16 protein-coding genes are annotated in these 19453 nt (G+C 73.4%); 12 read left to right on the plus strand and 4 right to left on the minus strand.

Annotated elements, in window-relative coordinates:
• Window positions 1-54 precede the first annotated feature (54 nt).
• Both E1269_RS01180 and cofD read right to left on the minus strand, forming a co-directional pair.
• The gene (locus tag E1269_RS01180) at window positions 55-1272 is read right to left on the minus strand and encodes a coenzyme F420-0:L-glutamate ligase (RefSeq protein ID WP_131890127.1); all 1218 of its coding nucleotides are present in this window, start codon (window positions 1270-1272) and stop codon (window positions 55-57) included.
• Complete coding sequence (cofD, locus tag E1269_RS01185) at window positions 1269-2231, minus strand: 2-phospho-L-lactate transferase (RefSeq protein ID WP_131890449.1); 963 nt, start codon at window positions 2229-2231, stop codon at window positions 1269-1271. The genes E1269_RS01180 and cofD overlap by 4 nt, the downstream gene beginning before the upstream one ends.
• A gap of 393 nt (window positions 2232-2624) precedes the next feature.
• Here cofD and E1269_RS01190 point away from each other — a divergent pair, with 393 nt between their 5' ends.
• The 3 genes from E1269_RS01190 to E1269_RS01200 all read left to right on the plus strand — a co-directional run bounded on the left by E1269_RS01190 (window position 2625) and on the right by E1269_RS01200 (window position 8555).
• Window positions 2625-2888 carry a WhiB family transcriptional regulator gene (locus E1269_RS01190; RefSeq protein ID WP_131890129.1) on the plus strand — a complete coding sequence of 88 codons (264 nt, stop codon included), beginning with the start codon at window positions 2625-2627 and terminating at the stop codon, window positions 2886-2888.
• 163 nt (window positions 2889-3051) lie between these two features.
• A complete protein-coding gene (locus tag E1269_RS01195) occupies window positions 3052-7032 on the plus strand; it encodes a glycosyltransferase (RefSeq protein WP_131890131.1) in 3981 nt (1326 codons plus the stop codon).
• On the plus strand, window positions 7029-8555 hold the full coding sequence (locus E1269_RS01200; RefSeq protein WP_131890133.1) for a DUF5719 family protein: 1527 nt from the start codon (window positions 7029-7031) through the stop codon (window positions 8553-8555). Before E1269_RS01195 ends, E1269_RS01200 begins: the two co-directional genes overlap by 4 nt.
• Window positions 8556-8726: 171 nt before the next feature.
• Here the strand turns inward: E1269_RS01200 and E1269_RS01205 are convergent, their stop codons facing one another.
• Window positions 8727-9185 (minus strand): metallopeptidase family protein, encoded by a 459-nt coding sequence (locus E1269_RS01205; protein WP_239000729.1) that lies wholly within the window; start codon window positions 9183-9185, stop codon window positions 8727-8729.
• Window positions 9186-9274: 89 nt separating this feature from the next.
• Here E1269_RS01205 and E1269_RS01210 point away from each other — a divergent pair, with 89 nt between their 5' ends.
• The 8 genes from E1269_RS01210 to ahcY all read left to right on the plus strand — a co-directional run bounded on the left by E1269_RS01210 (window position 9275) and on the right by ahcY (window position 17236).
• The gene (locus E1269_RS01210; protein ID WP_131890135.1) at window positions 9275-9628 is read left to right on the plus strand and encodes a DUF3499 domain-containing protein; all 354 of its coding nucleotides are present in this window, start codon (window positions 9275-9277) and stop codon (window positions 9626-9628) included.
• A gap of 272 nt (window positions 9629-9900) precedes the next feature.
• Window positions 9901-10563 (plus strand): response regulator transcription factor, encoded by a 663-nt coding sequence (locus E1269_RS01215; protein ID WP_131890137.1) that lies wholly within the window; start codon window positions 9901-9903, stop codon window positions 10561-10563.
• 169 nt (window positions 10564-10732) lie between these two features.
• Window positions 10733-12127 (plus strand): phosphomannomutase/phosphoglucomutase, encoded by a 1395-nt coding sequence (locus E1269_RS01220; protein ID WP_131890139.1) that lies wholly within the window; start codon window positions 10733-10735, stop codon window positions 12125-12127.
• Window positions 12124-12291, plus strand: coding sequence for a Trm112 family protein (locus E1269_RS01225; protein ID WP_131890141.1), 168 nt, complete (start codon window positions 12124-12126; stop codon window positions 12289-12291). Before E1269_RS01220 ends, E1269_RS01225 begins: the two co-directional genes overlap by 4 nt.
• 29 nt (window positions 12292-12320) lie before the next feature.
• Complete coding sequence (locus tag E1269_RS01230) at window positions 12321-13340, plus strand: SIS domain-containing protein (protein WP_131890143.1); 1020 nt, start codon at window positions 12321-12323, stop codon at window positions 13338-13340.
• Window positions 13341-13442: 102 nt separating this feature from the next.
• On the plus strand, window positions 13443-14606 hold the full coding sequence (gene manA / locus E1269_RS01235; RefSeq protein ID WP_203432682.1) for a mannose-6-phosphate isomerase, class I: 1164 nt from the start codon (window positions 13443-13445) through the stop codon (window positions 14604-14606).
• Between the two features lie 37 nt (window positions 14607-14643).
• Window positions 14644-15603 (plus strand): cation diffusion facilitator family transporter, encoded by a 960-nt coding sequence (locus E1269_RS01240; RefSeq protein ID WP_131890147.1) that lies wholly within the window; start codon window positions 14644-14646, stop codon window positions 15601-15603.
• A 196-nt stretch (window positions 15604-15799) separates the two neighbouring features.
• Window positions 15800-17236 (plus strand): adenosylhomocysteinase, encoded by a 1437-nt coding sequence (gene ahcY, locus E1269_RS01245; RefSeq protein ID WP_131890149.1) that lies wholly within the window; start codon window positions 15800-15802, stop codon window positions 17234-17236.
• A 175-nt stretch (window positions 17237-17411) separates the two neighbouring features.
• On the opposite strand, the gene E1269_RS01250 is transcribed toward ahcY, so the two are convergent.
• Window positions 17412-18299, minus strand: coding sequence for an RDD family protein (locus E1269_RS01250; protein ID WP_131890151.1), 888 nt, complete (start codon window positions 18297-18299; stop codon window positions 17412-17414).
• A 112-nt stretch (window positions 18300-18411) separates the two neighbouring features.
• Here E1269_RS01250 and E1269_RS01255 point away from each other — a divergent pair, with 112 nt between their 5' ends.
• Window positions 18412-19413, plus strand: coding sequence for a stage II sporulation protein M (locus E1269_RS01255; protein ID WP_131890153.1), 1002 nt, complete (start codon window positions 18412-18414; stop codon window positions 19411-19413).
• Window positions 19414-19453 lie beyond the last annotated feature (40 nt).

Consider the following 19453-nt stretch of genomic DNA (forward strand, 5'->3'; position numbering starts at 1 on the left):
CGTCGCCTGAGGGGGCGAGGGCGTGAGGGGGAGGGACTGGGACGAGGTGGGCAGTCAGAGGATGGCGAGGACGGTGTCGACGTCGGGGGCCGGTGAGGCGGCGGCGGGCTCGGCGGCGTGGCCGACGGCGACCGCGCCGATCGGGGTCCAGCCGGCCGGAAGGTCCAGCTGGGCCGTCGCCGCTGCCAGTGCGGGGTCGGGAAACAGCCACACCGCCGCCAGGCCCTCCGCACCGAGGGCGATCAGCAGGTTCTGCACGGCCGCGCCCAGGCCGAGCAGCGAGTCGGACCCGTCGACGAGGCACGGGACCACGATGTACGGCGCCGAACGCAGCAGCGGCGACCCGTCCAGGGCCTCCACCAGCCGCCGCCGGGCCGCGGCGGACTCCAGCAGCGCGAACCGCCACGGCGGCCCGTCACCCGGCCAGGGGGCCGCCAGCGCCGTCGCCACGGCCTGCCGCAGGACGGTCGGGTCGACGGATTTCGGCGCGAACTCGGCGGCCGTACGCCTGGCCAGCACGGCCTGGCGGATCGCCTCGGGCGTGCCGAGCCGGAACCGGTCCTCGGCGCTCGGCCGGACCAGCGCGGCGACACCGGGGTCGTCGTCGGTGTCGTCGAGCAGCAGGTGCGCCAGCCCGCGCACCACCGCGACCGGGATGCCGGACAGCTTGGTGCGCACCAGTTCCGACGCCGCGGCGAGCTCGTCGGCGACCGCGACCACCGTGACGCCGAGGTCGTTGCCGTAGGGGTCGACGGTTCCGCGCAGGTCGTCGACGGCGCGGATGCCGGCGGAGCCGACGGCGAAGTCGGTCACGCCGTTGCGCCACACGCGGCCGGCGGTGTCGGTGACGACGACGCCGACGCGCACGCCGAACCGGTCGCGCAGGCCGTCGCGGAGCCGGGCGGCCGAGGCGTCGGGGTCGACCGGCAGCAGCACTACGCTGCCCGGTGAGACGTTGGACGCGTCGACACCGGCCGCGGCCATGACGAACCCGTGGCGGGTCTCGACGATGCGGGTGCGCCCCCGCGGGGTGGTCCATTCGGAGATGACGCGGACGGTCTCCGCGTCGATGGCGTCGTCGCGGTCGACGCCGGTCAGGATGCGTCCCTCAGCTTTGCTGACGATCTTGCTGGTGACGACGACGATGTCGCCGTCGGCCAGCGCACGGCCCGATGTCGCGCTTAACGCCGTCGCCAGCACGTCGACGAGGTCGTCGCCGGGCCGGATCTCGGGGATGCCGGCCAGGCCGAACACTTCGAACCGGTCGCTCACCGGGCGCGCACCTCCTCGGCCAGGTCGAGCGCAGCCCGGGCCATCGCGGCCGCGGCGTCGACGTCGGTCATGAGCAGGGGGGCGGCCCGGCAGCGGATGCCGGCCGCCTCGACCGCGGGCACCGCATCGGCGTCGGTGGAGTCGACCAGCCAGCCGTCGAGGAGGTCGGCGAACAGCTCCGCGACGCCGGCGGCGGAGGTCGGCACACCGATTGCGGTGAGCGCCGCGTCGGCCATGCCGCGCACCGGGGCGCCGCCGATGATCGGGGACAGCCCGACGACAGGAGCGCCCGCGACGGTCACCGCGTCGCGGACGCCGGGAACGGAGAGGATCGGCCCGATGCTCACCACCGGGTTGGACGGCGGCAGGACGATGACGTCGGCGGCCGCGACGGCGTCCAGCACACCCGGCGCTGGCTTGGCCTGCTCGATCCCGACGAGCACGATGCGTCTGGCCGGGACCTTCGCATGCAGCCGGACCCACCATTCCTGGAAGTGGATCGCCCGCTCCTGGCCGTCACCGTCGCCGGCCACGACGACGTGCGTCTCCACGCGGTCGTCGGTCATCGGCAGCAGCCGGACGCCGGGTCGCCAGCGGTCGCACAGCGCCTCGGTCACGGCCGACAGCGGGTAGCCGGCCGTGAGCATCCGGGTGCGGAGGAGATGGGTGGCGATGTCGCGGTCGCCGAGGGTGAACCACCGCGGCTCGGCACCGTAGGCGGCCAGCTCGTCGGCGACGGCGGAGGTGTCGCCGCGCCGGCCCCAGCCCTGGGACTCCTCGACGCCGTCGCCGAGCGTGTACATGACGGTGTCGAGGTCCGGGCTCACGTGCAGGCCGTGCAACGTGATGTCGTCGGCGGTGTTCCCGACGACCGTGACCTCGGCGTCGGGGATGGCGCGCAGCAGTCCGCGCAGGAACCGCGAGCCCCCGATCCCGCCGGCGAGCGCGGTGATCCTCAGCACAGCTCGACGGTACCCGGTGAGCCCGTGCGGCCCGGTCCGCGGGCCGGACTGCGAGACGCGCCGAGACGCACCGAGCCCGCCACAGGACGGTCCCGCGGAGGAGCGGATGGGTCGAAAAGCCGGCTGGCGTACCGGCCGGACCGCGGCCTATGCTCCCGCGTCGAACGGTGCGGGACGTCCGCGCCGGCGCGTTGTTCCGGTGTGTGTCACGGGTGCCCGGAGCGGTCCGAAGGCAAACGAACAAAGATCTTTAGCACGGATCCGCTTGACGAGCACGTATTGCATGCATGTAATTTCGTACGTGTCGTTCAGTGGTTCCGCGCATCGACCACCGCGGGACCGCATCGGGGGCCCGGCCGAGAGGCCGGGTGAGGTCGGAGGAGGCGAGCCATGACCGAGTGGGAGGAACTGGACCTGCTCTGGGGCGACGCCGAAGAGATGAGTTGGCAAGAGCGGGCGCTGTGCGCCCAGACTGATCCGGAGGCGTTCTTCCCTGAGAAAGGCGGGTCCACCCGGGAAGCCAAGCGGGTGTGCCTGGGTTGTGAGGTTCAAGCCGAGTGCTTGGAGTACGCGTTGCTCCACGACGAGCGCTTCGGCATCTGGGGCGGGCTGTCCGAACGCGAGCGCCGCAAGCTCAAGAAGCGGGCTGTCTGAACTGTTGTCCCGACGGTCACGGGGCGAGTGAACGCTGCCGTTCTCGGCATCAGCGCGTAAGGTTGGCGATCGGCGCACGAGTCGCCCGGCGGGGGTACTCCTCCATCGGGCCTGACGCGAAGTCCGTGCGTCGTACGAATGTCCGCTGGAACGACGACGAGGCATGGCACCGGACCCTTTGACCGCAATCGACAACGGCAGCACGACGCCCAGCGTCTACTCTGACCCGGGCATCGGCGCCGACGCCGCTCTCGACGCCTTCGCCGGCGACGTCGCCGAGCCGCTCCCCGTCGACCCGACGGAGCTGCTCACCCACGACGTCACGGCGGTGCTCGTCGCACACGACGGCAGCCGCTGGCTGCCCCGGACGCTGGAGTCCCTGGCCGCGCTACGGCGGATGCCCGAGCGCATCGTCGCCGTCGACACCGGCAGCAGGGACGACACCGAGCAGATCCTCACCGCCGCGCTCGGCGCGCCGTCCGTGGTGTCCATGCCGCGCTCGACGGGGTTCGGTGCCGCGGCCGCGGCCGGGCTGGCCGCCGGTGACGAGATGGCCCGGGCCAGCCACGGCGTGGGCATGCTGCGCCGCGACGAGACCACGAAGTGGATCTGGCTGCTTCACGACGACAGCGCACCGGCACCGGACGCGCTGTCGCGGCTGCTGGAGGCCGCGGTCCGCCGGCCCGACGCCGGCATCATCGGGCCGAAGGTGCTCGACTGGCGCGAGGGGCGCCAGCTGCTCGAGATCGGCCTGACCATCACCGGAGGCGGGCGCCGCCACACCGGCCTGGACAAGCGCGAGTACGACCAGGGCCAGCACGACGTCACCCGCAACGTGCTGGCCGTCGGCAGCGCCGGCATGCTGATCCGCCGCGACGTCTGGGACCAGCTCGGCGGCTTCGACCCCAAGCTGACGATGTTCCGCGACGACCTCGACCTGGGCTGGCGGGCCAACGAGGCCGGCCACTCCGTCGTCGTCTGCCCGGAGGCGGTCGTCTACCACGCCGAGGCGGCCGCGCACGGACGGCGCCGGCTCGGCGCCACCCGCGACCGGCCCCACCTGGCCGACCGCCGCAACGCCCTCTACGTCCTGCTGGCCAACACCCCGGCCAGGTCGCTGTTCCTCGTGCTGCTGCGGGTGCTGGTCATGGGGCTGGGCCGGTCCGTGACGTTCCTGGTCGGCAAGCAACCGGCGCTGGCCGGCGAAGAGCTGCTCGCTCTCCTGTCGGTCATCGGCCGGCCCGACGTGCTGATCCGGGCCCGATCCCGGCGCAGGCGCACCCGGAAGCGCTCCGCGGCGCAGTTGCGCTCACTGTTCCCACCGCCCGGGCAGCAGTTGCGGCACGCCGGCGAAAACGTCCTCAGCGTGCTCACCGGCTCCGGCTCCGGCGCTGGTCACGACGTGTCCGGAGGCCGCCGCGCGGTCACGTCCGGCGACGGCGACGACGACGATGCGCCGGCCGGCGACGACACCTTCATCCTGCGTTTCCTGCTGCACCCCGCGGTGCTGCTGGTCACCGCCCTGGTCGTGGTGACGCTGGTGACAGCCCGCGGGCTCATCGGCACCGGGCGGCTGTTCGGCGGCGCGCTGCTGCCGGCGCCGTCGGCGGCCGGAGACCTCTGGCAGGTCTACACCGAGTCGTGGCACGGCGGCGGCCTGGGCAGCGCGGCCGCGAGCCCGCCGTACCTGGCCGTCGTCGCCCTGTTCGGCTCGATCGTGCGCAACGCGTCGCTCGCCGTCGACCTGCTGCTCATCGGCTCGGTCCCGCTGTCCGGGCTGACGATGTACCTGCTGATCCGCCGGCTGGTGGGTGGCAAGCTGCTGCGGGTGTGGGTGGCCGCCACCTACGCCCTGCTCCCGGCGACGACGGGCGCCATCGCGGCCGGCCGGCTGGGCACCGCCGCCGCCACCGTGCTGACCCCGCTGCTGGTGCTGGCCGTCATGCGCACGCTCGGCAGCCCGGGCCGGCCGGGTCCTGGCCGAGCCGCGTGGAGCGCCGGCCTGCTGCTCGCCGTCATCGCCGCGTTCGTGCCGCTGGCCTGGATCGTCGCGCTGGTGCTGGCCGTCGTCGGCCTCGCCACCCTCTTCCGGGACCGGCGGTCGCTGCTGCGGATGGGCGCGATGCTGGCTGTCGCGCCGATCGTGCTCATCCCCTGGACCGGCAGCGTGCTGAGCCGGCCGATGCTGCTCGTTACCGAGGCGGGCGTGCCCGGGCCGGACCTGTCCGACCCGGAGCTGGCGCCGTGGTCGGTGCTGATGCAGAATCCCGGCGGGCCGGGCAGCGGCCCGCTCTGGCTGGGCATCGGTGTCCTGCTGGCCGGCTGGGTGGCGCTGTTCCGCCCGCCCCGGCGGCCCGCCGTCGGTGTGGCCTGGGTCGTCGCCGGGATCGCCCTGGTGGCCGGCATCGTCGTGTCGCGGCTGGCGGTCAGCGCACCGACGCTGGAGACACCGGTCTCCGGGTGGCCGGGGTACCCGACGGTGCTCGTGGCCGGTGGTCTGCTGGCCGCCGCGGCCATCGGCGGCGAGGGCGCGAAGGAGCGGTTGTCCCGTGCCAGCTTCGGCTGGCGGCAGCCGGTGGCCGTCATCGTCGTCGGTGCGGCGGCACTGGCCCCGCTGGCCGGTGCCGGCTGGTGGCTCGCCCGCGGCGCCGGGGACCCGGTGGAGCGGCGAGAGCCGGAGATCCTGCCCGCCTACGTGACCGACGAGGCCGCCCGCCCCGAGCGCGTCCGCACCCTGGTGATGAGCCGTGCCGACGACGGCCGCGTCACCTACGCGCTGCTGCGCGAGTCCGGGCCGCGGCTCGGCGACGCCGAGACCAGCCCGCCGCCGGAGGAGTACGGCCCGCTCGACGAGGTGGTCGCCGACGTCGTGTCCGGCCGCGGTGGCGCGGACGCCGCCCGGCTGGCCGAGTTCGCCGTCCGGTACATCTACCTTCCGCGGCCCTTCGACCCAGACCTGGCCGACACACTCGACACCGTGCCCGGCCTCGTCCGCAGCAGTGCCCCGGAGGGTGCGGCCATGTGGCAGGTCGACCAGCCGGTCGCGCGGGTGTGGATCGCCGAGCCGCCGGCCGAGGGCGAGATCGCGCCGCAGGCGGCCGAGAACGCCGAGATCACCACGGTCCCCAGCGGCGAGGTCGACGCCGCGGGCCCGGTGCCCGAGGGCGCCGACGGCCGCCTGGTCGTGCTGTCCGAGCTGGCCGACCCCGGCTGGCGGGCCATGCTGGGCGATCAGGAGCTGGAGCCGGCCATTTACGCCGGTTGGGCGCAGGCGTTCGAGCTGGGCCCCGAGGCCGGCGAGCTCACCGTCACGTACGAGGGCAACGGCCGATCGGTGTGGCTGTGGTTCCAGCTGGGCGCGGTCCTGGTGGCCGTCGTGCTGGCGCTGCCCGGCATGCGCCGTGAGCGGGGCGCGGTCGACGACGCCGCCGACCTCGATCCCGACGACTCCTCGCCTCGGCTGCCGATACCGCTGCTGGCCGCCGAGCCGGTGGGCGCCCGAGCCGGCCGGCGCGCCGCGTCCCGGCCGGAACCGGCCACGGTGCCGCCCGCGACGCCGTCGCCGGACCCCTACCCGCCACGGGAGCCGGCCGGGCCGTCCTGGCTGGCCGAGCCTGAGCCGCTGACCGAGCCTGGGCCGCTGGCCGAGCCTGAGCCGCTGACCGAGCCTGGGCCGCTGGCCGAGCCTGGGCCGCTGACCGAGCCGCGACCGCCGACCGAGCCGGTGGACGACGATGAGCGCAGGCGCCACGACGTCGGTGACTGGGACCCGTTCGCCCGGGCGGGTGCGGACACCGGTGCGCCGCGGGCGTCTCTCGCCGACGCCTACAAGGGCCGTCGCGCCTCGCAACCGGCCGACGAGCCGGCCGATGCCGCCGGGCCCGGGTACCGCGGCCGTCGCGCGGCCGGCAAGCGCGCCGGCAAGCGGACCGAGACGGGCAAGCGCGCCGAGCCAGGCAAGCAGACCGGCAAGCAGACCGGCAAGCAGACCGGCAAACAGGCCGGCAAACAGGCCGGCAAACGGGCCGAGACCGGCAAGCGCGCGGAGGCGAGCAAGCGAGCCGACTCGAGCCAGCGCGCCGACACCGGCAAGCGTGCCGCCGGCCGACGGGCCAAGCGCGGCCGCCGAGGAGACGAGGAATGATCAACGCACGTTGGGCCGGGCTCGTGGTGGGCGCGGGGGTGGCGGTCGTCGTCGGCGGCGCCTCGCTCGTCGGGCCGCCGGAGTCCGTCGTCGACGACCATCCGGAGGTCCAGGAGCCGGTGGTCCGCTCGTCGCTGGTTTGCCCGTTCGTCGACGGCGAGGAGGAGGGCGCCGCCGAGCTCGGCGTGCTGGCCCTGCCGGAGGTCGAGGTCGCCGAGGACACCATCGGCGCGGAGCAGCCGCCCATCACCGTCGAGGCGCTGGCACTGCCGGCCGACCCCGAGGCGTCCGAGGCGCCGGCCGAGCCCGCCGCCGAGCCGCTGGTCAGCCTGCCCGAACGTGGGGTTCCGTCCATCACCCCGGTCGAGACGGCGGCCGGCACGTCCTTCGCGGTCAGCGGCCAGGGGGCGCTCGCGCCGGGCCTGGCAGCCGAGCAGTCGCTCGTCATGCAGTCGGCCGACCTGCGCGGCATCAGTACCGCCTCGTGCACCGCGCCGCAGCGGGAGCACTGGTTCGTGGGCGCGTCCGGCGAGGTCGGCCGGCGTGGCCGGCTGGTGCTCGCCAATCCGACCGACGTGCCGGCGGTGGTCGACATCGAGCTGTGGGACGAGGCCGGCCCGATCGAGGCGCCCGGCACCCAGGACGTCGGCGTCCCGGCGCGCAGCCAGCGGGTCTTCCTGCTCGACGCCCTGGCACCGGGCTCGGTGGCCACCGGCGTGCATGTCGCCACCAGCCAGGGCCGGGTCGCGGCGGCACTGGAGGTGCGCGAGATGGCCGAGATCACCCCGCAGGGCATGACGTACGTCCCGGCGTCGGTCGCACCGACCGACGAGCTGATCATCCCGGGCGTGCCGGGCCAGGGGGAGCGGTCGCTGCGCATCGTCGCGCCGGGCGACACCGACGCCATCGTGTCGCTGCAGATTCTGGGCCCGGACGGCGCGTTCAGCCCGGTCGACCAGGACGTGCTCACCGTCACCGCCGGCACCGTCGCCGACATCCCGATCGACACGGGCACCGACCCCACCGCGATCAGGCTGCGGAGCGACGAACCGATCACCGCGGCGGTCCGGGTGGTCCAGCCGGTGGAGGACGGCCTGCCCGACCTCGCCTACACCGCGGCGTCGAGGCCGCTGTCCGGACCGACGCCGGCCCTGCTGAACCGCGTCAGCGGCGGGTTCACCAGCGCGCTGCTGCTCACCTCGGCGACCACGTCGACCGCGCAGGTGACGGTGCGCACGCTGGCCGCCGACGGCTCCGTCGCCGCCGAGGAGCCACTGGAGATCCCCGCCGGCACCACCGTCCCGGTCGCGGTGACGCCGCAGGGCGAGGCCGCCACCACCAGCGTCGTCGTGGTCCCCGATACGCCGGGTTCGGTGATCGCGGCCCGGCTGACCTCCGCCACCGACGACGACGGCGCACTGCTCGATGTGCTGCCGCTGGTCTCGCCGACCATCGAGGTGGACGTTCCCGAGGTCGTGGGCGAGCTGCCCTCCGTCCCCGAACCCGCTTCCACCTCGGACTGACCGGGTCGCCCCTCCGCGCCCCTCCGCGTCCCTCCCGTCGATCCTGGACTTCTTCGGGCATCGATCGGGCATACCGGACCGAGATTGCCGAACAACTCCAAGATCAACGCGGACGAGCGGCCGGGGTGGTCGCGAAGCCGAGCGTGGCGACCGCAGGCTGCAGCGGTGTGGTCAGCCGAGGTCGTGGCCGCCGTAGGCGGGGTCGATCTCCTCCGGCTCGACGCCGAACAGCTCGGCCACCTGTTCGGTGACGACGTCGCCGACCAGAGCGCGCAGCTTGGCCGGCTCGGTGGTGCGGGTCTCGATGGGGCGGCGGAACACCACAACCCGGGCCGGCAGCGCGCCGCTGCCGGCGTACGCGCGGGCCAGCGGGACCCAGCTGCGGTCCCAGTCGTCCAGGGACGGGACGTCCTCGACGGCGAACTCCACCTTGGACAGCTGCTCCTGCCAGCGCTGGTCGAGCCGTTCGACGGCGGCGATGACGAGATCGTCGAAGCGCTGTGCCCGCGACACGGCGAGCGGCGACCCGCTGGGCGCCAGCGGGCCGCGCATGCCGCGCCCGTGCCGATCGCGCCAGACCCGGGGCAGTTCGACCCGGGGCGCGTCCGGGCCTGGCACTCGTTGGCTCACCCTGGGCAGACTAGTCCGGTCCGGCGTGTCGTGCCCGGATCTGGCGTGCCGTGCCCGGTGGCGACCGTCCAGACGCTAGCCTTCCCCTTGTGAGTCCGACGCGTCGCTGCTCCCGATCAGCATGTCCGCGGACCGCTGTCGCGACGCTGACGTACGTGTATGCCGACTCCACCGCCGTCCTGGGCCCGCTGGCCACCTATGCCGAGCCGCACAGCTACGACCTGTGCGCCGAGCACTCCGAGCGCCTGGTCGCCCCGCGCGGCTGGGAGGTCATCCGGCTGGCGCCCGACCCGGCCGCCCTGGGTCCCACCAACGACGACCTCCTCGCCCTCGCCGACGCCGTCCGTGAGGCGGGCCGCCGTCCCGAACCAGCGCCGCCGGCGGTCAGCGAGGGCGGCACCCGCCGCGGCCACCTGCGCGTCCTGCCCGACCCCGAGGCCTGAGGCTCGCCGCACTTCTCCCTCGCCCGTTGCCTGCGCGGTGGCGCTCCCTTCGTAGCCGCGGGCGACGGCGGGCTCGCACTCCTAGGTCAGGTCAGCGCCTTGGCGCGCTTGGTCGCCACTGAGGCCGGGGGATTTGTCCGAATCGTGGAGCGATTCGGCGTGCCAAGGCACATCGGCGCGACGACCGGCGCACGGCGGCGTGGTCGAACTGGACAGCTCGCCCGGACGGGGCTCTACTTTCAGCATCGTGGTCCGCTGCCGAGGGAGAGCCCATGACGAGCATCCTCATCGTCGAGGACGACCCGCTCATCAGTGCGTTCGTGCAGAAGGGGCTGCGCCGCAACGGGTACCTGACGCAGCTCGCCGACGACGGCGCGACCGCCCGGCTGCTCGGCATGTCCGGGGCGTTCGACCTGGTCGTGCTCGGCCTCGGGCCGCCCGACCGCGACGGGCTGCGGGTGCTGCGCGAGATCCGCTCGGCCGGACACACCGTCCCGGTCGTGGTGCTCACCGGCCTGCCCGAACGTGACGCCACCACCTGCCTGGAGAGCGGCGCGGACGACTACATGCGCAAGCCCTTCCACTTCGCCGAGCTCCTGGCTCGGGTGCGCCGGCGGTTGCGGGCAGCCGGCAGCCTGCCGAGCGGTGCGACGCTGAGCGCGGGCGCCGTCCAGCTCGACCTGCGTGCTCGCCGGGCCTGGGCCGGCGGCCGGGTGGTCGACCTCACCAGCCGCGAGTTCGGGCTGCTGGAGGCGTTCCTGCGCCGCCCCGACCAGGTGCTGAGCCGCGAGCAGCTGCTCGAGCAGGTCTGGGGCTACTGCGTCGACCCGGGCACGAACGTCGTCAACGTATACGTGAATGCGCTGCGCAAGAAGCTGGGCCACGGCGTCATCCATACGGTGCGGGGCGTGGGCTACCGGCTCGGCGCCGCATAGAGAACGTCGGGCCGCGCCGGACACGACCACGCCCCTGCCCTCCGAATGATCACGTTCAGCACGAGATCTCGTATCGCACCATGATCGCAAGCCTGGTGACGCGCGGAGAATCTTGGTGATGTGCCTGGTCGTGGCATCGGGCGAGGTGCAGGCGAGGTAGTGTCGCCCCGTGCGCGACCTCGCCCCGATCCTCAAGGCCTACGACATCCGCGGCGTCGTGCCCGACCAGCTCGACGACGACACCGCCCGGGCCATCGGCTGGGCCGCCGCGCACGTGCTCGCCGGCGGTCGTGGGGGCCTGGTCGTCGGGCACGACATGCGCCCCACCTCGCCCCGGCTGGCGGCCGCGTTCGCCGACGGCGCCACCGCGGCCGGCACCGACGTCGTCCTCGCCGGCCTCACGAGCACCGATCAGCTCTACTACGCCAGCGGCGCGCTGAACCTGCCCGGCGCCATGTTCACCGCCAGCCACAACCCGGCCCGTTACAACGGCATCAAGCTGTGCCGCGCCGGTGCCGCCCCGGTCGGCCGCGACACCGGGCTGCTGGAGATGAAGGCGCTGATCGACGACGGGGTACCGCCGGCGCCCGCGGTCGGTGCGCGCGGCGCCGTCGAGCACCGCGACACCCTCGGCGACTACGCGAAGCACCTGCACGGCCTGGTCGACCTCACCGGGAGCCGGCCGCTCACCGTCGTCGTCGACGCCGGCAACGGCATGGCCGGGCTCACCGCGCCGGCGGCGCTGGCGGTGGTCGACGGGCTCACCGTGGTGCAGCTCTACTTCGAGCTGGACGGCACGTTCCCCAACCACGAGGCCAACCCGATCGATCCGGCCAACCTGGTCGACCTGCAGGCGGCGGTCCGCGAGCACGGCGCCGACGTCGGCCTGGCCTTCGACGGCGACGCCGACCGGTGCTTCGTCGTCGACGAGCGCGGCGAGCCGGTGTCGCCGTCGGCACTGACGGCGCTGATCGCGGTCCGCGAGCTGGCTCGCGACCCCGGCGCCCAGGTGGTGCACAACCTCATCACGTCGAAGGCGGTCCCGGAGATCATCGCCGAGCACGGCGGCGTCCCGGTGCGCACCCGTGTCGGCCACTCGCTGATCAAGCAGACCATGGCCGAGACCGGGGCGATCTTCGGCGGCGAGCACTCCGGGCACTTCTACTTCCGCGACTTCTGGCGCGCCGACTCCGGCATGCTCGCCGCGCTGCACACGCTGGCCGCCCTCGGCACCGACCAGCAGGCGCGGCCGTTGTCGCGCCTGCTCGCGCCGTACGAGCGGTATGCCGCCTCCGGCGAGATCAACAGCACCGTCCACGACGCCGATGCCGTGACGGCCCGGGTCGAGAAGACATTCGGCGACGCGGCGGACGTCACCATCGACCGCCTCGACGGCCTCACCGTCGAGCACACCGGCGCACCGATGTGGTGGTTCAACCTGCGCCCGTCCAACACCGAGCCGCTGCTGCGGCTCAACGTCGAGGGCGCCGACCGCGCCGTCATGGAGCGGGTGCGCGACGACGTCCTACGGGTGGTCAGGGAGCCCGGAGAGGGAGACGCATGAAACTCGACCCGACGCTGTTGCAGATCATCGCCTGCCCGGTGTGTCACAGCCGGCTGGAGCCCGACGACGCCGCGTCCGAGCTCGCCTGCACCGGCTGCGTGCTGGCGTATCCGGTGCGCGACGACATCCCGGTCCTGCTGGTCGACCAGGCCCGGACCCGCTGACTTCGCCGACACCACAGGAGCCATCGCACGTGTTCTTCGACGGATCGCTCGACGACCCCAACGCGCTGAGCGTCATCGACCCGGTGCTCCGCGACGTCGCCGGCTGGGGGGCCCAGGTGCGGCTGGCAGAGTCGGCCGCCGCCGATGTGCTCGGCTCGCTGGACGGCGGCGGCGACCGTCCGCGCGCCGTCATCGCCGGTGGCGCCGACGGCCGGCTGTTCCGGGCCGTCCTGGAGCCCATCTGCCCGGTGCCGTTCGTCGCCTGGCCGCACCGTGGCCTGCCCGGTTGGGCCGGCCCACTCGACCTGGTCATCCTCGTGTGCCCGCACGGCGTCGGCGAGGACGAGATCTCCGCCGTCGCCGAGGCCCGCCGCCGCGGCTGCGCGCTGCTGGTAACGGCGCCGGAGCGCTCGCCCATGCGCGACGCCGCGGCCGGCCGCGGCACTACCTTCATCCCGGCCGGCTCCACCGACGCCACCGCGCTGGCCGTCCCGATGCTGCACGCGCTGCACCTGCTCGGGTTGGGTCCGCAGGTCGACGCCGAGCCGGTGGCGGCGGCTCTGGACGACGTCGCCGAGCGGTGCGGGCCGAGCGTCCCGGTCGACGTCAACCCCGCCAAGGAGCTGGCGCTCGGGCTGGCCGACGACGTCCCAGTCGTGTGGGGCGGTTCGGTCCTGGCGGCGCGGGCGGCGCGCCGCGTGGCGGAGGCGCTGCGCTCGGCCAGCGGTCGTCCCGCCGTGGCCGGCGACGCCGACCAGCTGGTGCCGCTGCTGGCCGGTGCGCCGGAGCCGGACCTGTTCGCCGACCCGTTCGAGGACGGCCCGGCGACGACGACGCGGCCTGCCCTGGTGATCCTCGACGACGGCGCCGACACCGATCCCGCCGTCGCCGAGCGGGCCCGCCTGGACGATGCCGCCAGCAGCGCCGGGGTCCGCGTGCAGGAGGTGCGCGCCGTCGAGGGCCCCGACATCGGCCGGTTCGCCGCCCTGCTGGCCACCGGCCGGTTCGCGGCCGCCTACCTCGCGCTCGGGCTCGGCCGCCCGGCCTGACCACTGCCGGCCGGGGCAGCCGTTGGCCGTGGCCACTCGCGACACGTGCTGGTGCCGACGCGTTTGTCTCTCCTGATGGCAGGACAGCTAGGCTTGCCGGTCGTGGCCGTGCTTCTGGACAACCCCGTGCGCTCGTACGCGTGGGGCTCGCCCACTGTCATCGCGGAGCTGCTCGGCCGGCCGCCGTCCGGTCAGCCCGAGGCCGAGCTGTGGATCGGCGCCCATCCCGGGTCGCCGTCGACGGTGGCCGGCGACGGGCGCAGCCTGGACCGCTACGTCGCCGGCGACCCCGCCGCGACCCTCGGTGCCGCGGTGGTCGAGCGGTTCGGGCCGCGGCTGCCGTTCCTGCTGAAGATCCTGGCCGTCGCGCGGCCGCTGTCGATCCAGGTGCACCCGACCATCGACCAAGCCGTGGCGGGGTTCGCCGCCGAGGACGCCGCCGGTGTCGCGCTGGACGACCCGCGACGCTCGTACCGCGACCGTAACCACAAGCCGGAGATGGTCGTCGCGCTCACCGAGTTCGAGGCGCTGCTCGGCTTCGACGACCCGGGTGCCGTTGCCGAGGTCCTGGAGAGCTGCGAGCACCCCGACCTCGTGGGCGCCGGCGCTGTGCTGCGCACCGCCGGTGGGCTGGAGCGGGTCGTCCGGCGCTGGCTGACGCTCGGGGACGACCAGGCCGCGGACGTCGTCACCGCTCTCGTCGCGGAGGCCTCGGCCCGCCGCGACGACCCTCGCTTCGGCCTGGTGACCCGGCTGGCTCAGGACTACCCGCACGACCGTGGCCTGCTGCTGGCCCTGCTGATGCGGCTGGTGCGGCTCGCGCCGGGCGAGGCGGCGTTCGTTCCGGCCGGCGTGCCCCACGCCTACCTGTCCGGGGTCGCCGTCGAGCCGCAGGCCAGCTCTGACAACACGCTGCGTGCGGGGCTGACGCCCAAGCACGTCGACGCCGCCGAGGTGCTGAACCTGCTGCGCTACGAGCCGGGCGGCGCGGTCATGGTCACGCCGAAGCCGGCCGGCGGCGAGGAGCTGTACCCCGTCCCGGACGTCGACGAGCTGCTGCTGTCCCGGGTGCCGCTGTCCGAGGGGACGACGGTGCCGGTGCCTGGCCCGCGGTTGGTACTCGTGGTCGACGGCACCGCCGCCGTCGGCGACGTGACGCTGCGGCGGGGACACGCGGCGTTCGTCCCGGCGACGGACACCGACGCGACACTGCGCGGCGACGGCGTGGCGTTCACGCTCACGACGGCGCTGGACACGACACGATAGACCCTCTCACCTCCCGGGAACGAAGGAACTCGCACTCATGGCCACTGAAGGTGGTACCAAGGCCGTCGTCGCGGCGCTGCTGGCGAACACCGGCATCGCCGTCACCAAGTTCATCGCGTTCGCGGTGACGGGCGCCTCGTCCATGCTGGCCGAGGCCGTCCACTCCGTCGCCGACGCCGGCAACCAGGTGCTGCTGCTGGTGGGCGGCCGCCGGGCACAGCGCAAGGCGACGCCGGAGCACCCGTTCGGCTACGGCCGCGTGCGGTACGTGTTCGCGTTCATCGTCTCCATCGTTCTGTTCAGCATCGGTGGCCTCTTCGCGCTGTACGAGGCCTACCACAAGTACGAGGAGATCCACGCCGGCCACCCGAACGAGCTGCTGGAGAGCAGGTGGTGGTGGGTGCCGATCGCGGTCCTCGTGGCCGCGATCATCATGGAGTCGTTCTCGCTGCGCACCGCAGTCATCGAATCCAACCGGGTGCGCAACGGTGCGACGTGGGTGCGGTTCGTCCGGCGGGCGAAGTCGCCGGAGCTGCCGGTCATCCTGCTCGAGGACATCGGCGCACTGCTCGGCTTGGTGTTCGCCCTCATCGGCGTCGGCATGGCGCTGATCACCGACAACGCCTACTGGGACGTCGCCGGCACCGCGGCCATCGGTGTCCTGCTGGTGGTCATCGCGGTGATCCTGGCCATCGAGATGTCCAGCCTGCTGATCGGCGAAGGCGCGGCGGAGGAGAACGTCAAGGCCATCCACGCCGCGGCCACCGCCGGCGACGACATCGGCCGCGTCATCCACCTGCGCACCCTCTACACCGGCCCCGAGGAGCTGCTGGTGGCGGCGAAGCTGGCGGTGCGCAACGACCAGACCGGTGAGCAGATCGCGGCGGCCATCGACGGCGCCGAGGAGCGCATCCGTGCCGCCGTGCCCGAGGCGACCCACATCTACCTGGAGCCCGACATCGACCGGACAGTGTCGTCGCCCCCGTCGACCTCATGATCATCAACGGTTGGCGACGTCATGACGTCGCTGAGCGTTGATGATCATGGGTGATCGGGGGAGTAGACTCGGCTCCGACCATGCCGGCGCAGGTGATGCCGCGGACCCAGATGGGTCGCGCCGGGTCGGTTCGCGCGGTGCCCGTGACGGCCCGCCGAGCCTGACCCCGTCCGCCACCGTGGAAGGAACCCACCTCATGTCCGTCGACTTCAAGGTCGCCGACCTCTCCCTCGCCGACTTCGGCCGCCGCGAGCTGCGCCTAGCCGAGCACGAGATGCCCGGGCTGATGGCGATGCGCGCCGAGTACGGCGACAGCAAGCCGCTCACCGGCGCCCGCATCACCGGGTCGCTGCACATGACCGTCCAGACCGCCGTGCTGATCGAGACGCTGGTCGCGCTCGGCGCGCAGGTCCGCTGGGCTTCGTGCAACATCTTCTCCACCCAGGACCACGCGGCCGCCGCCGTCGTCGTCGGACCGTCCGGCACGGTGGATGCTCCCGCCGGTGTGCCGGTGTTCGCCTGGAAGGGCGAGACGCTGGAGGAGTACTGGTGGTGCACCGAGCAGGCGCTGACCTGGCCCGGCGGTGACGGTCCGAACATGATCCTCGACGACGGCGGCGACGCGACGCTGCTGGTCCACAAGGGCGTGGAGTTCGAGAAGGCCGGCGCGGTCCCGGCTCCGGCCGAGGGCGACTCCGAGGAGTGGCGCGTCGTGCTCGGCGTGCTGGCGCGGTCGCTCACCGAGAGCCCGAGTCGCTGGAGTGCCATCGCCCAGCAGATCAAGGGCGTCACCGAGGAGACCACCACCGGCGTGCACCGGCTGTACGAGATGCACCGCGACGGCGCGCTGCTGTTCCCGGGCATCAACGTCAACGACTCCGTCACCAAGAGCAAGTTCGACAACAAGTACGGCTGCCGGCACTCCTTGATCGATGGCATCAACCGCGCCACCGACGTGCTCATCGGCGGCAAGGTGGCCGTGGTCTGCGGCTACGGCGATGTCGGCAAGGGCTGCGCGGAGTCGCTACGCGGCCAGGGCGCCAGGGTGCTCGTGACCGAGATCGACCCGATCTGCGCGCTGCAGGCGGCGATGGACGGCTACGAGGTCACCACGCTCGACGACGCCATCGAGCGCGCCGACATAGTCGTCACCGCCACCGGCAACCGCGACGTCATCACCGTCGACCACCTGTCCCGGGCCAAGCACCAGGCCATCGTCGGCAACATCGGTCACTTCGACAACGAGATCGACATGGCCGGGCTGGCCGCCGTGCCGGGCATCGTGCGCACCGAGATCAAGCCGCAGGTGCACGAGTGGACGTTCCCGGACGGCCACACCGTCATCGTCCTGTCCGAGGGCCGGCTGCTCAACCTCGGCAACGCCACCGGTCACCCGTCGTTCGTGATGTCCAACTCGTTCACGAACCAGGTGCTGGCACAGATCGAGCTGTTCACCAAGAGCGCGGACTACCCGCTCGGCGTCTACACGCTGCCCAAGCACCTCGACGAGAAGGTCGCCCGCCTGCACCTGGACGCCCTCGGCGTCAAGCTGACGGAGCTGACCCCGACGCAGGCCGCCTACCTCGGTGTCGCGGTGGAGGGGCCGTACAAGAACGACCAGTACCGCTACTGAGTCGCGAATGATCACGTTCAGCACGAGATCTCGTGTCACACCATGCTCGCAATCATGGTGAGGCTCGGGTGATCCTGCTGAACGTGATCATTTCGGGGAGTCCGAATGATCGCGTCGGCAGCGGTGCGAGGCGTCACTCCGCGAGGGCCTAGCGGCGCGCGTGGGACGACGGGCCTCATGTCGGAGGAGCGAAGCCACCCGGGGCGCCGGAGGGACGGTCGGGCTCCGCAGCTGCCGGATCCGCTGGCTGCGGCGGTGGTGCTGGTGGGGTCGCGGACGGCTGAGCGGACGGGGGTGGCGTCGCCGCGGCAGCAGCGCCGGGCGACAGACGCAGGCTGTCGCGGCGGCGACGCTCGGCCAGCACGGCCACCAGGTATTCCCACGGCGGCGTTCCGGGCGGAGGCGGCGGGCTGACCACCGACGCGACCTCGGCCGCCAGCTCGGTCGCGAGCCGGGTCCGTGCCTCCGGCGCCAGCTGCGGCGCCCGGGCGAGCAGCGTCCTGGCCGCCATGGCGAGCCGGTCCGGCAACCGAGACAGCTCCAGCGTCGACGCCCACGGTGCCAGCCGCGGATCGATGGCCGGCGGCGGCGTCGACACCGACGGGATGCGCTCACGCACCACGACCGTCCCGGCCAGTAGGTCGCCGATCCGCTTGTCGCGCGAGTTCAGCAGCGAGCACACCACCGCCCCGACCCCGGCCGTCACGATGAAGTCGGCGAACACCCCCGCGAGCGCTCGGGTCAGCGCGTGCCGGAACCGGATCGGCCCGCCGTCATCGCGCACCACGCGCAGCCCGAACGCCGCCTTGCCGAGCGACTTGCCCCTGGTCAGCGTCTCGACGGTGGTCGGGATGACGACCACGACGAACACCCCGCCCGCGATCACCATCGCCGTCGCCAGTGCCAGGTCCACGTCCGGGACGACCTGGGTGAACAGCAGGAGCAGCCCGAGGCCCAGCAGGCCGAGCACGACCGCGTCCAGCACGATCGCCAGCGCGCGCGACGGTAGCTTGGCCAGCCGCAGCTCCAGGGGGACGGCCTCGCCGGTGACCAGGTCGCTCATCCCGGCTAGTCTGCCGCACTCCTCCCACGGGCTGGAGGCGCGGGACCGGACCGGGCGGCGCAACACGGCGGCGGACGGCGGGCGGTGGGGCGGTCGTCTAGGCTCGACTGTCGTGGATCTCGACGCGTTCGTCGCCGCGCATCGCGCCGAATGGGACCGGTTGGAGCAGCTTGCCCGCCGGCGCGGCCGGTTGAGCGGACCGGAGGCCGACGAGCTGGTCGCGCTGTACCGGGCCGCGTCCACGCACCTGTCCACCCTGCGCTCGGCGGCGCCGGACCCGGCCGTCGTCGGACGGCTGTCCGCGCTGGTCGCCCGAGCGCGTACGGCCATCGCCGGCGCCCACGACCCGGGCTGGCGCGACGTCGCCCGCTTCCTCACGGTGAGCTTCCCGGCGGCGGTGTACCTCAGCCGGCGGTGGTGGCTGGGCGCGGCGTTCGCGTTCGTCGTGGTCTCGGTCGCCATCTCGTGGTGGGTGGCCGCGAACCCGAGCGTGCAGGCGTCCATCGGCGCCCCGGAGCAGATCCGGCAGCTCGTCGAGCACGACTTCGAGAACTACTATTCCGAGAACCCGGCCGGGTCGTTCGCCGCGCGGGTGTGGGTCAACAACGCCTGGGTCGCCGCGGCCTGCCTCACGCTGGGCGTGTTCCTGGGCATCCCGGTCGTGTACGTGCTGTGGATGAACGTGGTCAACCTGGCCGCGTCGGCAGGGCTGATGGCGGCAGCCGGCCGGCTGGACATCTTCTTCGGCCTGATCACGCCGCACGGGCTGCTGGAGCTGACGGCGGTGTTCGTGGCGGCCGGCGCCGGGCTGCGGCTTGGCTGGACGGTCGTCGACCCGGGCCCGCGCGGGCGCGGTGAGGCGCTCGCGGAGGTCGGCAGGGCCACCATCGGCATGGCGGTCGGCCTGGCAGGTGTGCTACTGGTGTCCGGCGTCATCGAGGCGTTCGTGACCCCGTCCGGGCTCCCCACCTGGGCCCGCATCGCGATCGGCGTCGCGGCGGAGGTCCTGTTCATCGCCTACGTCTGGGTGTACGGACGGCGCGCGGTGCTGGCCGGCGAGGTCGGCGACGTCGACCGCACCGCCCGCGCCGACACGCTTCCCGTCGCCGGCTGACGGAGTCCTGCTGGACAACCTTGCCATCCCGCTCACGGGG

The sequence above is a fragment of the Jiangella asiatica genome (assembly GCF_004349065.1).
Lineage (GTDB): Bacteria > Actinomycetota > Actinomycetes > Jiangellales > Jiangellaceae > Jiangella > Jiangella asiatica.

Bases quoted from the DNA above. Each gene is read 5' to 3' on its own strand.
- E1269_RS01215 (WP_131890137.1), top strand. From the start codon at position 9,901: ATGACGAGCATCCTCATCGTCGAGGACGACCCGCTCATCAGTGCGTTC.
- E1269_RS01225 (WP_131890141.1), top strand. From the start codon at position 12,124: ATGAAACTCGACCCGACGCTGTTGCAGATCATCGCCTGCCCGGTGTGT.
- E1269_RS01190 (WP_131890129.1), top strand. From the start codon at position 2,625: ATGACCGAGTGGGAGGAACTGGACCTGCTCTGGGGCGACGCCGAAGAG.
- ahcY (WP_131890149.1), top strand. From the start codon at position 15,800: ATGTCCGTCGACTTCAAGGTCGCCGACCTCTCCCTCGCCGACTTCGGC.
- E1269_RS01240 (WP_131890147.1), top strand. From the start codon at position 14,644: ATGGCCACTGAAGGTGGTACCAAGGCCGTCGTCGCGGCGCTGCTGGCG.
- E1269_RS01200 (WP_131890133.1), top strand. From the start codon at position 7,029: ATGATCAACGCACGTTGGGCCGGGCTCGTGGTGGGCGCGGGGGTGGCG.
- E1269_RS01195 (WP_131890131.1), top strand. From the start codon at position 3,052: ATGGCACCGGACCCTTTGACCGCAATCGACAACGGCAGCACGACGCCC.
- E1269_RS01250 (WP_131890151.1), bottom strand. From the start codon at position 18,299: ATGAGCGACCTGGTCACCGGCGAGGCCGTCCCCCTGGAGCTGCGGCTG.